14 protein-coding genes are annotated in these 16,213 nt (G+C 35.4%); 7 read left to right on the top strand and 7 right to left on the bottom strand.

The window, feature by feature from the left end; all coding sequences use genetic code 11:
- Positions 1 to 30: 30 nt before the first annotated feature.
- On the bottom strand, positions 31 to 1,029 hold the full coding sequence (locus tag ACZZZI_RS13260; RefSeq protein WP_316756127.1) for an FKBP-type peptidyl-prolyl cis-trans isomerase: 999 nt from the start codon (positions 1,027 to 1,029) through the stop codon (positions 31 to 33).
- 159 nt (positions 1,030 to 1,188) lie between these two features.
- Entirely contained in the window at positions 1,189 to 2,199 is a 1,011-nt protein-coding gene (locus ACZZZI_RS13255; RefSeq protein ID WP_316756125.1) for a DHH family phosphoesterase, read from the bottom strand.
- Positions 2,200 to 2,391: 192 nt separating this feature from the next.
- Between ACZZZI_RS13255 and ACZZZI_RS13250 the strand changes: the two genes are divergently transcribed.
- The 3 genes from ACZZZI_RS13250 to ACZZZI_RS13240 all read left to right on the top strand — a co-directional run bounded on the left by ACZZZI_RS13250 (position 2,392) and on the right by ACZZZI_RS13240 (position 3,877).
- Positions 2,392 to 2,811 (top strand): nucleoside-diphosphate kinase, encoded by a 420-nt coding sequence (locus ACZZZI_RS13250; RefSeq protein WP_188416819.1) that lies wholly within the window; start codon positions 2,392 to 2,394, stop codon positions 2,809 to 2,811.
- Positions 2,812 to 2,914: 103 nt separating this feature from the next.
- A complete protein-coding gene (locus ACZZZI_RS13245) occupies positions 2,915 to 3,640 on the top strand; it encodes an FKBP-type peptidyl-prolyl cis-trans isomerase (protein WP_344766792.1) in 726 nt (241 codons plus the stop codon).
- Positions 3,641 to 3,697: 57 nt separating this feature from the next.
- Positions 3,698 to 3,877, top strand: coding sequence for a hypothetical protein (locus tag ACZZZI_RS13240; protein ID WP_316756121.1), 180 nt, complete (start codon positions 3,698 to 3,700; stop codon positions 3,875 to 3,877).
- A gap of 58 nt (positions 3,878 to 3,935) precedes the next feature.
- Here ACZZZI_RS13240 and ACZZZI_RS13235 read toward each other — a convergent pair whose 3' ends face one another.
- Complete coding sequence (locus ACZZZI_RS13235; RefSeq protein ID WP_316756118.1) at positions 3,936 to 4,226, bottom strand: DciA family protein; 291 nt, start codon at positions 4,224 to 4,226, stop codon at positions 3,936 to 3,938.
- Entirely contained in the window at positions 4,219 to 5,322 is a 1,104-nt protein-coding gene (gene recF / locus ACZZZI_RS13230; protein ID WP_463489644.1) for a DNA replication/repair protein RecF, read from the bottom strand. Before recF ends, ACZZZI_RS13235 begins: the two co-directional genes overlap by 8 nt.
- 43 nt (positions 5,323 to 5,365) lie before the next feature.
- On the opposite strand from recF, the gene ACZZZI_RS13225 reads away from it, so the two are divergent.
- A complete protein-coding gene (locus ACZZZI_RS13225; protein ID WP_316756113.1) occupies positions 5,366 to 5,815 on the top strand; it encodes a hypothetical protein in 450 nt (149 codons plus the stop codon).
- Between the two features lie 124 nt (positions 5,816 to 5,939).
- Positions 5,940 to 6,605: a tetratricopeptide repeat protein gene (locus ACZZZI_RS13220; RefSeq protein ID WP_316756111.1), complete on the top strand. Its 666-nt coding sequence runs from the start codon at positions 5,940 to 5,942 to the stop codon at positions 6,603 to 6,605.
- Positions 6,606 to 6,964: 359 nt separating this feature from the next.
- Here the strand turns inward: ACZZZI_RS13220 and pth are convergent, their stop codons facing one another.
- The 3 genes from pth to ACZZZI_RS13205 all read right to left on the bottom strand — a co-directional run bounded on the left by pth (position 6,965) and on the right by ACZZZI_RS13205 (position 9,413).
- Complete coding sequence (gene pth, locus ACZZZI_RS13215; RefSeq protein WP_316756109.1) at positions 6,965 to 7,525, bottom strand: aminoacyl-tRNA hydrolase; 561 nt, start codon at positions 7,523 to 7,525, stop codon at positions 6,965 to 6,967.
- A gap of 219 nt (positions 7,526 to 7,744) precedes the next feature.
- Positions 7,745 to 8,329 carry a 50S ribosomal protein L25/general stress protein Ctc gene (locus ACZZZI_RS13210; protein ID WP_316756107.1) on the bottom strand — a complete coding sequence of 195 codons (585 nt, stop codon included), beginning with the start codon at positions 8,327 to 8,329 and terminating at the stop codon, positions 7,745 to 7,747.
- Between the two features lie 142 nt (positions 8,330 to 8,471).
- Positions 8,472 to 9,413: a ribose-phosphate pyrophosphokinase gene (locus ACZZZI_RS13205; RefSeq protein ID WP_316756105.1), complete on the bottom strand. Its 942-nt coding sequence runs from the start codon at positions 9,411 to 9,413 to the stop codon at positions 8,472 to 8,474.
- A gap of 357 nt (positions 9,414 to 9,770) precedes the next feature.
- On the opposite strand from ACZZZI_RS13205, the gene ACZZZI_RS13200 reads away from it, so the two are divergent.
- On the top strand, positions 9,771 to 12,797 hold the full coding sequence (locus ACZZZI_RS13200; protein WP_463489643.1) for a glycosyltransferase family 117 protein: 3,027 nt from the start codon (positions 9,771 to 9,773) through the stop codon (positions 12,795 to 12,797).
- Between the two features lie 231 nt (positions 12,798 to 13,028).
- On the top strand, positions 13,029 to 16,070 hold the full coding sequence (locus ACZZZI_RS13195) for a glycosyltransferase family 117 protein (RefSeq protein ID WP_463489642.1): 3,042 nt from the start codon (positions 13,029 to 13,031) through the stop codon (positions 16,068 to 16,070).
- The last annotated feature ends 143 nt before the right edge of the window (positions 16,071 to 16,213 follow it).

Genomic DNA, 16,213 nt, shown 5'->3' with positions numbered 1-16,213 from the left:
CTCAGGGCTTTCTATATAATTAATGTTTTATTATTGAGCTGGAGTTGCTTGAACTGGAGGCAATGTAACTGGAGCACCTACTGGTCCTTTTTTAATTGCTTTAATTTCAATATCAAAAACTAATGGAGTAAATGGATTAATTGGACCACCACCATTTTCGCCGTAACCTAATTTAGAAGGGATAATGATTTTGATTTTACCACCAACACCGATTAATTGAACACCTTCAATAAAACCTGGAGCTAACTGACCTAAAACTAACGGACGAGCTGCGTATTGAGCCATTGGAGAGTAAAGACCTGCTTCTTTCGCAATTTTCTCGTCAGATGTATCAAATACATTGATTTTACCGTTACCTTTTTTATTAGTAAACTGACCTGTGTAATCAACAAGAGCTGTATCAGTTAAAGCTGCTCTTTCAGCATTACCTGGTTTTTCAATAATGTACTGCAAACCTGAAGCTGTTGATTTAACTTCTAATTTATTATCATCAATGTATTTTTTGATTTTAGCATTTTCACCTGCTTTGTTTTTAGCAATTAATGCTTTGTATTCTGTTTCAAAGAAATCTCTTTTCTTTTTCTCGAAAGTAGAATCAGCTTCGTTAGCTACTTTATGCAAAACTTTCTCAATTTTAACCGTGAAAGTTGCATAGTTGCTTTTTAAACCAGCTGGTTTTGGTTGACCAGAATATTTAGCCATTGAATCTAAATTCAATTTGAATGATGCGCTATCACCTTCACCTAACATTTTTAAAGCCGCAACTAAATCGCCTTTAAACATCGATTTGTTAATTGGGAAAAACGCAGGACGTTCGTTATCGTAAGTATTTACTAAAGTAGAATCTGCATTAGTAGTACCTTCAACAGTTTGAATACCATTTAATTTAACGAAATCGCCTTCTTTAATTTTTTCTTTGCCTTCGTCATTTAAGATTTTGTACTGCAAATCGCCTTCGCCTTTTTTGTAGTTGTTACAAGCAGCTAAACCTAACGTTGCTGCAAACAGAATAATAATTCCTTTTTTCATTATTGATTTGATTGTTTTTTTCTTTGTTATGAAGCTTGCTACGCAGGTTTCAATATTGATTTGATTGTTTTTTTCTTTGTTATGAAGCTTGCTACGCAGGTTTCAATATTGATTTGATTGTTTTTAATTACTATCAGGCTTGATGCCTGTTTATTTTTATTATACTATTAATTGACTTTTATAAGCTGGCAAAATTGATTTAAACTCTTCAATAACCTCAGTTAACGATTTATCGGAAGCACCACCAGCTGCGTTTCTATGCCCACCGCCATTGAAATACTTTTTACAAATTTCATTAGCAGGGAAATCTCCAGTTGATCGTAAAGATAGCTTAACCTTATCTGTTCTTTCGATAATTAATGCGGCCAAACGGATTCCATTAATAGATAAAGCATAATTTACCACACCTTCTGTATCGCCTGTTGCACTGTGGTATTTTGCAAGCTCCTCTTTAGTAACGGTAATAATTGCGGTATTGTATTCGTGAAAAACCTCTAATTTGTTGGATAAGCAATAGCCTAAGAAACGTAAACGGTCTTCACTGGCATTATCGTAAACCAATTGATGAATCTTCCAATGTTCAGCACCTGCATCAATTAAATTTGCCGCTATGCGATAAACATTAGAGGTTGCTAAAGGAAAACGGAATGACGCTGAATCGGTCATTATGCCAGTATATAAACAAGATGCAACATCTTTATTTATGCCTTTTTCATCTTCTAATTGATTAACAATAAAATCGTAAACCAATTGGGCAGCAGCACAAGCATTAATATCCCAGTGGCGGTAATCATCAAAATCTTCAGGATCGAGGTGATGATCAATCATCACTTTCTTTGCAGAAGCTGCTCTTACCAACTCGCCTAATTCGTTAATGCGACTTAAAGTATTAAAATCCAAACAGAAAATTAATACGGCCTCATCTACAAGCTTTTCGGCCTTTTCTCTTTCTTCAGTAAAAATTACTACATCTGCGTTATTAGGCATCCAATGTAAAAATGTTGGATAATCTGTCGGTGTAACCACTTTAACGTGATGACCTTTTTGAATCAGATAACTGTACAAACCCAAAGATGAACCCATTGCATCGCCATCAGGCTTATGATGCGTAGTAATTACAATTTTCTGTGGCGTAGCCAGTAAAGATTTTAGTTGTGTTAATGTAAGCATAATTTTGCGCTGCAAAGCTAAGTAAATTTAGTATTAGTTACATTGTAATTTAATGCTTTAATTAGGTAACATATTAAGAACACATAAGCACTAATATTGTTATAGTTGTAATTTTTAATAGATGAGTTAATTAAACATTTTTCTTTCATCAATTAAAATGTACTTTTGCACAAAATTTGATATCAAAGCACAATGAGCACGAACAGAACTTTCACCATGATTAAGCCAGATGCAGTAGCAAACGGCCACATTGGATCTATTTTAAACGACATTACAAATGCAGGTTTTAAAATCATTGCATTAAAATATACTAAGCTAACTGAAGAAACTGCTGGTCAGTTTTACGCAGTTCACGCTGAGCGTCCTTTCTACAAAGATTTAGTTGGCTTCATGTCATCAGGACCAATCGTTGCGGCTATCTTAGAAAAAGATAACGCTATCGAAGATTTCAGAAAATTAATCGGTGCTACTAATCCAGCTGAGGCTGCAGAAGGCACAATCCGTCAGAAATATGCTAAATCAATCGACGCTAACGCGGTTCATGGTTCAGATTCTGATGAAAATGCAGAAATTGAAGGTAACTTCTTCTTCAAAGCTGACGAGCGTTTCTAAAACCTCATCACCCAAAAAAACACAATTTAAAACCTCGAATATTCGGGGTTTTATTGTTTTATAAGTTTTGTATCTTTCGCACTTTAAAAACAATTATTAACAAATGAAAAAAGTTTTCTTTACGATATTAATTTCAGGTATCGCTGTTGCATCTTTTGCACAAACTAAAAAACCCATAGCTAAAAAACCAGCTACAACAGCAAAACCTGTAGCCGCTCCCATTGCTTTAAAATCTTCGTTAGATTCTGCAAGCTATGCTTTCGGAACATCAATTGGAGCAAGTTTAAAAACAACTGGTCTTTCTACCTTAAATTACGATATTCTACTTAAAGGATTAAAAGATGCTTTTACTGGTGGCAAATTAATTTTGGATCAGCAACAAGCGCAGGAATGTATTAGCAATATTTTAACCAGTGCTAACAAAAGCAAGTTTACAGGCCAAATTGCCGAAGGAAAAACTTTTTTAGAGCAAAACAAGAAACGTGCTGGTGTACAAACTACAGCAAGTGGATTACAATATGAAGTTTTAACTGCAGGAACAGGCGTTAAACCAACTGCAACAGATTCAGTATTAGTAAACTATAAAGGCACTTTATTAAGTGGCAAACAATTCGACAGTTCTTACGACCGAGGCGAACCAATTACATTTACTTTAAATCAGGTTATTAAAGGATGGACAGAAGGTGTGCAACTTATGCCAGCAGGTTCCAAATATAAATTCTTTGTGCCTTATACTTTAGCTTATGGAGAACGCGGTTACGGACCCGATATTCCGCCTTACAGTACTTTAATTTTTGAGATTGAATTATTAAAAGTTAACGGTAAATAAGCTTAAGTAAAACTTTATTTCTTTTCTGATGTTAGCTATTACAAAATTAACATCATTATGAAAAGAGCAATCCCTTTAGCACTAATTGCATTAATATGCAGCACCCTTAGCAGTTGTGAACTTGTAGGAGGTATATTTAAAGCTGGCGTTTGGTCAGGCGTTATAGTTGTAGTAGTTGTAGTTGCGCTACTAATCTGGATACTGGCAAAAGTATTTGGTGGCGGAAGTAAAGGGTAAATACTTTACTTAGCCGTAAAATTAAAGCTTGAAGGTTAAAAAAGCCTTCAAGCTTTTTTTATAAAAATACCATTTCGGTTATTACCTGGCTGCCAGCATGTGCATTCAGTTTTTGAATTATACCGTCTCTAACTAAAACCAATTCATTTTTAATTACCGAAGATTCTATCCTGATAAATAACTTTTTATCGTGAATGTAAATTTGCTTGGTACGATTGGCAATTGCGGTGCCCATTATTTCTGGCCAAATGGCAAGAATAGAAGTTTCGTCGAATTTACGGCGCAAACGATACACATCGAGCATTTTGCTGACTGCATCTTTCATGGTTAAATCATTAGGTTTACGCATTTTGTATTTGTCCGTTATCTACTTCAAACAAAGTTACATCAACTTCTATCTTTTTAAAAATTGATTTTACCCGCTCTATTCCAGTATCAGTAATAAATATTTGTCCAAAATCGTGATGAGAAACCATTTGCATAAGCTTCTGAACACGGTCATCATCAAGCTTATCAAAAATATCATCGAGCAAAAGCAAAGGTTTGAATCCTTTATTTTTAGCCAGGTAAGCATATTGAGCTAATTTTAATGCAATTAAAAAAGATTTCTGCTGGCCTTGTGAACCAAACTTTTTTAAAGGCATTTGGCTAATTACAAAAGCAAGCTCATCTTTATGTATGCCAGTTGTTGTTCTTTCTAAAACCCTATCCTTTTCAACCGATTTTTGAAGAAGATCTTCAAAAGACGTTTCGCTTAACTGAGATTGGTAGTTTAATTCAACCGTTTCTTTATTATCGGTAAGGTAGGCATAATACTGGTTAAAGAGCGGAATAAATTCATCCATAAAAGCTTTTCGCGTAGCAAAAATTTTGTTGCCAGCAAAAACCAACTGCTCATTAAAAATCTCGAGCAAAGTTGGATCGTACTTTCTGGTAATAGCTATTTGCTTAAGTAAAGCATTTCGGTTAGCCAGAATTCGGTTATAGGTAATCAACTGATCCAGATAATGAGAATCGGTTTGCGAAATCACGTTATCAATAAATTTCCTACGCTCTTCGCTCCCTTCCATAATTAAATTCACATCGTAAGGCGAAACCATTACAACAGGAAATAAACCAATATGATCAGCCAATTTATCGTATTCCTTCTTATTTCGTTTAAATTGCTTTTTTTGATTTCGTTTTACACCACAGCTTATTTTTTCATTTTTACTGCTCCGATCAAAATCGCCCTGAATCATAAAAACATCTTCATTCGTTTTAATCTGCTGACTATCAATCGGATTAAAATAACTTTTACAAAGGCAGAGGTAATGAATTGCATCGAGCATATTGGTTTTGCCAGAGCCATTATTACCCGTAAAAACGTTTACAGTTTCAGAAAAGCTGATTCCTGCATCGCTATAGTTTTTAAAATTGAGAAGGGTAATGTTTTTTAACCACATAAATATTGCGCAATTTACCTAATTTTTACCCTTCAAGTATTCAATGTTAAAAATTAAAGCTTACATTCATCGCAAGGAAAATTATATGGTAGCGCAAAAAATGTTAGAAGGAAATGTTCTTTGGTCATACGACTATGAGCTAAACGAAGAAAAAAGATATGGATGGTTAAAAAAAATTAGTGGAATATTTTCTTTTTTAAAGCCCATGCACAATCACGAAGGTAACATTTTACTAGCTTCAAATGGTCTTTTCATTACAGGCGATGAACATCTAGAACTTCCACTTACACACATTGAAGAAGTTTATATGGGCTTTGATGATGTATTTCCAGCATCATCTGTAAAAAACTTTGGCGCATTTTGGCAACCCATCCGTATTAAGTCTTTTATAAGCAACTCCGAAAGTCAAACCATTTACCTTATTATAAACTACAGCGGTCTTTTCAGCGATAATAAAACCTGGTTTAACACCCTAATTAGTTTATTGCGGTAACGAAAACACAATATCCTTTATTTCTAGCACTTAAATAACTACAGTTTAATCAAATACTTCAAAATAAAGGTTGATACTTTGATTGAAAAACGTATTTTTGCAATCTTAAATTTTTTAAACAAACATGTCTACAACAGATAACCAGACAACTCAACCTATTAGAAAAGGTTCTTTTTTACAGGAAAACAATAAAAGCTTGCTATTTATAGCTGGTGCTGTAATCGTTTTAATTGGTGTGTACTTTTGGTACCAAAACGTTTACTTAAAAGATCGTGCACAAGAAGCTGCAAGCAAAATGTTTAAGGCAGAGCAATTAATTGGTGTAGATTCTTTATCTAACAAAGCAATTAAAGGCGAAGGTGGTTACCCAGGTTTAGAGCAAATTGCTAAAGATTACGATAACACTAAATCAGCTAACTTAGCTAACCTTTACTTAGGTGGTATTTATTTACGTAAAGGTGAGTATAAACAAGCTGTTGAAGCATTAAGCAAATATACCGCAACAGGTAGCCCAGTAGCAGATCCATTAGCTTTAGGCTTATTAGGCGATGCTTACAGCGAATTAAAAGACTACAAACAAGCTTCTACTTATTACAAGAAAGCAGCAGATAAAGCAAGTAAATTTACTTCGCCAATGTTTTTAAAGAAATTAGGCTTAGTAAACGAAAACCTTAAAGATTTTAAAGGTGCTGTTGATGCTTACACGAAAATTAAAACACAATACCCTGAAAGCCAGGAAGCTCAATTAGTTGATGCTTACATTGCAAGGGCTGAAGAACAAGTTAAATAAATCATTAACTAAATCATATTAAAGACTATCGAAAGATGGTCTTTTTTTTTGCCTTTATATTTTTAAGGTTGCTTTATTTTTTTCTGAAAATTAATGGTATTGATGCTTTTGGCTTATGCAGCCCCGCTAATCGCTACAAGTCCTCGCTTCGCTGTGGGCTTTACGCTAATATCGGGTTTAGGCACATTGGCTTGTACAAAAAGCGCTCGAACCTACTGTAAAATAGACCTGATTGGAGTGGGCACGAAGCCGATTTTTTATCGGCGCAGTAAAACGTAAAGCAGGATTACTGGAACCGAAAAGCACAGAAACCTGCTCTACTAAAAATTATAAGGTATGTTATGCAAATCAACCGCCTTTTATTTGTTAAAAGCCGTCATGGTATGTGCTGGCCCAATTGTTACATAGCTCTTTATTAAATCGACACTTTTATCGATAAGAGCTGGCAACTCTAATTGTTCATTTTTATCAAACAAGCCTAAAACAAAATCAACCTGGCGGCCTTTAGGGTAATCGCTTCCGATGCCAAAGCGTAAACGAGCGTAATTTTGCCCGCCACAAACCTCTTCAATACTTTTTAAGCCGTTATGCCCTGCGCTACTTCCCTGTAGTTTTAAGCGAAGTTTACCTAAAGGCAAGGCTAAGTCATCTACAATAACCAAAACGTTTTCTGGAGCTATTTTAAGCTCTTTCATCCAATAGTTTACAGCTTTACCACTCAGGTTCATAAATGTGGTTGGTTTGATCACATGAAGCTTCTTTCCTTTAAAACCTACTTCAGCATAATAGGCCAAACGGATGTTATCGAAACTGCCACCTAAACCTTTAACCAGTTCATCGGCAATATCAAAACCTATGTTATGGCGTGTGTGCGCATAATCTGGTCCGATATTTCCTAAGCCAACTATTAGATATTTCATAGGCGCAAATGTAAAAGCTTAAAGCTAAAAGACCAAAGATAAATGGAAGATAGGTAACGGGGAATAGACAATAGGGAATGAATCTTCAGGATTAGCTGATGAGAGATGGGTTACGGAAAGCAAAATAAATTACATTAATACTGAAATCCTAAAAAATACAGCATAAAAAAACGGCCCGAATAAATTCGAGCCGTTCTCTGTAAAATCAAGAAAGCTTGATTATTTTTTACCTTTAGCAGCTTCAGTTTCTGCTTGTTTTAATGCTCTAGACATTGCAACTGAAACGATAGTATCTTCAGGAGTGTTAGTAATAACATAATTTGTTCCTTTTAAATCGCGAACGCGGAACAAGCTACCTACTTCTAATTTCTCTAAACTTACTTCTACGTTTTGAGGCATATCAGCAGGTAAAGATTTAACACGAAGTTTACGTAATTTTTGGATTAATTTACCACCCATTTTAACACCTGGAGAAGTTCCTGTTAATTTTACAGGGATTTCCATAACGATTTCTTTTTCTTCGAATAACTGAAGAAAATCGATGTGCATTAACACATCAGTTAATGGATGAAACTGAGTATCTTTTACGATAGCTTTAGTTTTAGTTCCGTTAACTTCAATTTCTACGAAGTTTACTTCTGGTGTATAAATTACATCTCTTAAGTCAGCAATTACAACAGCTAAATGTTGTTGTTCTTTACCACCATACAATACCGCTGGAACTTTACCTTCGTAACGAAGTTCCTTGGCATCGCGTTTCCCTACGTTCTCTCTTGGAGAACCGCTAATTGCGATTGTTTTCATTTTTATTTTATTTATTATTAGTATTTAAATAGTTAGTATCGAGTATTAAAATCTAAATTTTAAACTTTTACCGCCTACTTTTTTCTTTATTCTTATTAATTGTGAATATCGCTTTGTTATTCACTATAAGCTTTTAACTTAATTATACTCTAAACAAGTCGCTAATCGAACCGTGTTCATTTACATTAGCAATTGCTCTTGCAAATAAACTGGCTGTACTCAACACTCTAATTTTCGGACTTTCCGTTCTTAATGGAATGGTATCCGTAACAATTAGTTCAGTTAAAACCGAGTTTTCTACTGTTTCAATTGCTTTGCCCGATAAAACGGCATGTGTACAAACTGCTCTAACACTTGCAGCACCATTCTCCATAATTAAAGCCGCAGCTTTTGATAAGGTTCCTGCTGTATCGCAAATATCGTCAATTAACACAACATCCTGCCCAGTAACATCTCCAATAATCGACATAGATTCGATTTCGTTGGCACGTTTACGGCGTTTATCGCAAATAATAACTTCTGCATTAAAAAACTTAGCAAAAGTACGAGCTCTGTAAGAACCGCCCATATCTGGCGACGCTATTGTTAAATTTTTTAAGCCTAAGCTTTTAATGTAAGGAACAAATATTACAGAGCCATCTAAGTGATCTACTGGAATATCAAAAAAACCTTGTATTTGAGCTGCATGCAAATCCATCGTCATAATACGGTGAATACCTGCAGATTTTAATAAATTGGCAACTAACTTAGCCCCAATAGCTACACGTGGTTTATCCTTTCTATCCTGACGAGCTAAACCATAGTACGGAACAACTGCCGTAATGTAATGTGCCGATGCTCTTTTTGCTGCGTCAACCATTAACAAAAGTTCCATTAAGTTATCGCTTGGCTGACAAGTAGATTGGATTAAAAAAACATCACAACCGCGGATTGATTCGTCGAATGAAGGCTGAAATTCGCCATCGCTGAATTTGTGGATAGTAACTTCGCCAAGTGGCTTGCCGTAACTTTCGGCAATTTTTACTGATAACCCTCTTGAACCTGTTCCGGAAAATAATTTTACCGGGTTAAACTGCAATGGCATGGTCCGTGTGTAGTTTACGGTTTAAAAAAAATCGGATCATGTAATTTTTAAATACACGATCCGATGCTAAATTTTGTTGTCCGACCTGGATTCGAACCAAGACAAACAGTACCAAAAACTGTCGTACTACCCTTATACTATCGGACAAACTACTTATCGAGGATATATCCCCGATTGGGAATGCAAATGTAGGAAGCATATTTTAAATATGCAAGAGCGATTTAAAAAAAAATTAAAATTTATTTCATTGACTAAAATTTCTAAAAAAATCTTTTCATCCTATGCAACATTCCTTTTTTAAATCCGACTTTATAGGTTAAACCTATAACCCTTTTACTATCAATCAATAACCGAACTATGACGTACTCCAGAATTAACACAATTACTGGTTGGCTGTGTTTTTTTACCGCTGCTGTAACCTACATTTTAACTTTAGATCGATCTGCAAGTTTTTGGGATTGCGGCGAATTTATTGCTTCAGCTTTCCGTTTAGAAGTCGTTCATCAACCTGGAGCACCCCTAGTTTCGATGATTCAAAGATTATTTTCTACCCTCGCTTTTGGAGATTTAACTAAGGTTGCTTACTTCATGAACATAGCTTCGGCTATGGCAAGTGCGGCAACTATCCTATTTCTTTTCTGGACCATAACGGCATTAGCAAAACGAACTTTAGTAAAACAGGAAGAAGAAATCAATTCTTCGAAAATTATAACCATTATTGGCGCAGGGCTTGTTGGCGCCCTGGCTTACGCATTTTCGGATAGCTTTTGGTTTTCGGCAGTAGAGGCCGAAGTGTATGCAATGTCTTCTTTATGTACGGCAATTGCATTGTGGGGGATTTTAAAATGGGAATCGCAAGCCGATAAGCCGCGAGCTGACAGATGGCTTGCATTTGTTGCCTACATTATTGGCTTATCTATAGGTGTTCACTTGTTAAACCTACTCGTTATACCAGCTGTTATTTTCGTTTATTATTTCAGGAGAACACCAAAACCAACAAACAAAGGCATTATCAAAACATTTGCGGTTTCGATTCTAATACTGGCTTTTGTACAGTTCGGAATTATCCAGTATATGGTTTCAACGGCTGCCTTTTTCGATCTGTTTTTTGTAAACACTTTAGGCTTAGGTTTTGGAACGGGAGTTTTACTCTTTGCAATTTTACTAATCTCAGCCCTTACGCTTGCGATTAGATACTCCATAAAAAGAAATAAAAAAGTATTAAATCTGGCATTAGTTTCTACCACTCTATTAATATTCGGCTACAGCTCGTTTGCCCTTCTGATTATCAGAGCACAAGCCAAGCCTAACCTAAACAACACAAATCCAGAAAATGCCTTTACATTTTTAAATTACGTTAATCGGGCACAATATGGCGACAGACCATTGCTTTATGGCGAAAACTATAATTCAGAGAAAATAGATCTTAAAGAAACTGGAAAACTTTACAGAAAAGGTTCAGAAAAATATGAATCTGCTGGCACGAACTCTAAATACGTTTTTGATAAAAACACTTTCATCCCTAGAATGTATAGTGATAAACCTGAGCACATCAAGTTTTACAAAAGCTGGATGGGTTTTGATGACGAGCATAAATTGTCGCTTGCCGATAACTTGAAATATATGTTTTCGTTTCAGGCAGGCCACATGTATATGCGTTATTTTATGTGGAATTTTGTTGGTCGTCAAAACAATCAAGATGGGCAATTAGGTGAAAACGGAGGTGGTTGGCTAAGTGGTGTAAAACCTATTGATGCAATAAGACTGGGTGATCAAAAGAATTTACCTCCATCAATAGTAGACAATAAAGCTTATAACCGATTTTTCTTTCTCCCATTAATTTTGGGTTTAATTGGTGCTGTTTGGCATTTCAAACGCAACCAGAAACATGCAGGGGTAATTGCATTACTATTTTTCTTTACAGGTGTTGCCATTGTACTTTACCTAAATTCAGTTCCTATCGAACCTAGAGAAAGAGATTATGCCTATGTAGGTTCGTTTTATGCTTTTGCAATTTGGATTGGCTTAAGCGTAATTGGGCTAAAAGAATGGCTTTTTAAGAAATTAACACCCGCCAAAGCTGCTGTATTTGCTTCCTCAATTGGTTTATTGGCGGCGCCAGTTATTATGGCTACTCAAGGCTGGGACGACCACAATCGTTCGGAAAGCTATCTAGCAAGAGACATTTCGGTAAACTACCTAAAATCATGCGCTCCAAATGCAATTTTATTCACTTATGGAGATAATGATACTTTTCCAGTTTGGTATGCACAAGAAGTAGAAAACGTTCGTCCTGATGTAAGGGTTGTAAATTTAAGTTTGGTTAATTTCGATTGGGCAATTGATGGAATGAGAAAAAAGCAAAACGAATCTGCTCCATTACCCGTTTCTATGAAACCCAATCAATACGCCGCAGGAACGAGAGAAGTCATGTACTATCAGGATTTTAAAATTGCACAAAGTATTGAACTAAAAGATATTATGGAGGTTTTACTATCAGATAACGATGCTGATAAAATAACACTTCAAGATGGGTCAAAATCCAATGTTTTGCCGACAAAGAACTTCAAATTAACCATTAATCCTAAAGAGGTTGTAGATACAGGAACTGTGCCAGTTGAAGATGCAGGTAAAATTGCCAATACAATGGAATGGACTTATGACAGTAACTACATCACTAAAGGCACTTTAGCGGTACTTGATATTTTAGCCAATAATGATTGGAAAAGGCCAATCTACTTTACTAATGCTATGCCAGATGAGCAATACATCGGCTTAAAAAAGTATTTATACTCTGAAGGATTAAACTTGAGATTACTTCCCTTAAAACCAGCTACGGCTAAAGAGGAAATATTTGAACAGGTAAATGTGAAACCATTTTATAATAATATTATGAACAATTATAAATGGGGAAATATTAAATATGCTAATCACCTCGACAGGCAATCGGCTGATGATGTTACCATGTTTACCAATATGTTTAACGGCTTAATTGGCGGATTAATTAGCGAAGGAAAAATAGCGGAGAGTAAAAATGTAATTGATAAATACTATGCAGTTATGCCAGATAAGTTTTACAGCATGCGACAAATTATGAGTTCATTCTATTTCACAGAAAATCTTTATCGCTTAAACGATCTTAATCGTGCGAATGCTTTTATCAACAAATCTGCTGATTACATGAACAAAGAGTTAACGCATTTGGCAGCAGTTTCTGAAAGTAAAAACCAGCTATCATCAGAAAGAGAAATTCAGGTTTACATGACTTATTTAGGTCAGATGGTAAAGCTTACTCAGGCATATAAACAAACAGAGCTAAGCAATAAGCTCGAAAAACAGTATAATCAGTTTATGACAAGGTTTACGCCTTTTCTAGGTAGCTAAGGCTGTTCTCCTTGTTAAATCAAAACCCGTGAATACTATTATTGCATAGCATTTTACGGGTTTTATTGTTTATTTACAAAGCCCTACTTAACACTTTATATCACGCACAAAATTTTAAACCGTTAAAAAGTGTAAAAACAATGGGAGATTTTCCTCATTTATCGACTATATTAATTAATTTCGGCAGCATTTTTATGTGCGAAACATTTAATTTATCATTATCAAATACCAATGAATTATTCAAAAGTTAATAATATTACTGGCTGGATTTGCTTTTTTATTGCAACGCTAACTTACGTTCTAACCTTAGAGCCTTCTGTAAGTTTTTGGGATTGCGGCGAATTTATCGCTTCTGCACTTAAAATGCAGGTTGTTCACCAACCAGGTGCTCCCTTATTCTTAATGCTACAAAGATTTTTCTCTGTATTTGCTTTAGGCGATGTTACCAAAGTTGCCTATTGGATGAATATTGGTTCGGCAATTTCTAGTGGTGCTACTATCCTATTCTTATTCTGGACAATTACAGCTTTAGCTAAAAAAACTTTAGTAAAAGCAGATGAGGTAATAACTTCTGGCCAATTAATTAGTATTATGGGCGCTGGTGCCGTTGGTGCTTTAGCTTATACATTTTCAGATAGTTTCTGGTTCTCGGCTGTAGAGTCTGAAGTTTATGCGCAATCATCATTATTTACTGCAATTGTTTTTTGGGGTATCTTAAAATGGGAAGCTCATGCAGATGAACCAAGAGCAGATAGATGGTTATTGTTTATAGCGTATATAATGGGTTTATCAATTGGTATCCACCTTTTAAACTTATTAACGATTCCTGCAATTGCATTTATCTATTATTTCAAAAAATCAGAGAAAGTTACCACTTCAGGTATTTTTAAAACCCTTTTAGCAGGTATATTAATTTTAGGTGTAATTCAGTATGGTATTATCCAATATCTGGTTTCATTTGGCGCCTATTTCGATTTATTCTTTGTAAACACTTTAGGCTTAGGTTTTGGAACAGGTGTATTGTTTTTCGCTGTTTTAGTTATTGGCTTGCTGGTTATGGGTATCCGTTATTCAATTAAACACCAAAAGAAACTTTTAAACTTGGGTTTAATTTCTACCGTTTTAATCATTTTCGGTTATGCTTCTTTCTCTATGATTATTATTAGAGCTAAGGCTGACCCGAATTTAAATAACAGCGCTCCAAAAGACGCTTTTTCTTTCTTAAGCTACTTAAACCGTGAGCAATATGGCGATAGACCATTAGTTTTTGGGCCGAATTATAACTCTGAAAGAGTTGGTGTAGAACAAGGAAAAACCATCTGGAGAAAAGGTGCTGAAAAATATGAAGTAGCTGGTAAGAAAAGTGACTATCAATATAGCGATAATACTTTTTTACCGCGTATGTATAGCGACGACCAAAAACATGCTGAGTTTTATAAAGAATGGATGCACCTTGATGAAAGTAAAAAACCAAATACTGTTGATAATATTGGTTTCTTATTCAGCTATCAAATTGGCTATATGTACTTACGTTATTTCGGATGGAACTTTGTGGGTCGCCAAAACGACGAGCAAGGTCAGGGAAGCGGATTTGAAGGTACATCATTAAGTGGCGTTAAACCAATTGATGCAATCTGGCATGGTAACCAAAGCAATTTACCGCCTTCAACTGTTGATAATAAAGCATATAACAGATTCTTTTTCTTACCATTAATTATTGGCTTAATGGGTGCAATCTGGCACTTTGGCCGTAATCAGAAAGATGCGGGTGTTGTTGGCTTATTATTTTTCTTTACAGGTATTGCTATTGTTTTATACCTAAATCAAAAACCTTTAGAACCTCGTGAACGTGATTACGCTTATGTTGGCTCATTCTATGCCTTTTCGATATGGATAGGTCTTGGTGTTTTAGCGATAAAAGAATGGCTGTTTAAAAAGCTTACACCTGCAACTGGCGCAATGGGAGCTACAATTATAGGCTTATTGGCAGCGCCAGTAATAATGGCTCAGCAAGGATGGGATGATCATGATCGTTCTACCAAAATGGTGGCACATGATATTGCTTTAGATTATCTTCAATCTTGTGCTCCAAATGCAATTTTATTCACCTATGGTGATAACGATACTTATCCCCTTTGGTATATTCAGGAAGTAGAAAAGGTTCGTCCTGATGTGCGTATTGTAAACCTAAGTTTATTTGATACCGATTGGTACATCAACGGGATGAAACAGAAACAGAACGATTCTGAACCGCTCCCAATTTCGATGAAAGAATCGCAATTTGTGCAGGGCGAACGTGATGTAATGCCATACGACGATTACAAAATTGCTGGTAGTGTAGAAATTAAAAACGTTGTAGATTTATTGTTATCAGATAATCCTGATGATAAAGTAGCTATGCAAGATGGCACTAAATCGAACTTCTTGCCAACTAAAAACTTCAAGCTAACCATCAATCCACAAGAGGTGATTAGCACAGGCACTGTTGCAGCTGCCGATGCTGATAAAATTACACCTGCAATGGAATGGAAATTTAACAAAGGTTATGTAACCAAAGGTACTTTAGCCATGTTAGATATTCTTGCACACAATAACTGGAAAAGACCTATTTATTTCGCTTCTACTGTTCCATCTGATCAATATAACGGATTAGGTAGCTATTTATACAGCGAAGGTTTAGCTTTGCGCTTATTGCCGTTGAAAGCGGATACTACTGCCAGCGATGAAAGAGAAGAGTTACTGAACACACCTGTATTGTATAAAAATGTAATGGAGAAATTTAAATGGGGCAATATGAAAACTGCCAAATATTTAGATCCACAATCATCAGATGATACATTCATTTTTACAAATCTATTTAGCAGCTTAACAGGTAGCTTGATTAAAGAGGGTAAAACGGAAGAAGCTAAGAAAGTTGTAGATAAATATTTTGATGTAATGCCAGATAAATTCTTCGGTATTCGTACAGTTGTGGTTAAGTACTACATGGCAGAAAACTTATATAAACTTGGCGAAACAGAAAAAGCAAATGCGATTTTACTTAAATCAGGCGATTATATCCAAAAAGAATTAACCTATTTAGCTGATATTTCTGGTTCGAAAGGCAGTTTAACAGGAACTCAAAATGTTCAAACAGGACTTTACTACTTAGATCGAATGATTAAAACGGCTAAAGCTGTTGGTCAAACAAAGGTTAGCACACAACTGGAGAAACAATTTGCAGGATTAGAAGCAAGGTTTTCACCTTATTTCGGTCAGCAACCTGGCCAGTAAACACAATTTACAATTCAAAAAAAGGCAGCTAAATTAATTTTTAGCTGCCTTTTTCTTGCAAAGAATTATCCATTTGCTACCGAAAGTAATGGTTAAGTTCTAGTTAAACAATCTCGGTAAACCCAGCTTTATTTCGGTCATCT

Source organism: Pedobacter sp. AC190 (assembly GCF_979258025.1).
Note: the sequence above shows the minus strand (reverse complement) of the source record. Positions and strands in the feature narration are given on the sequence as shown.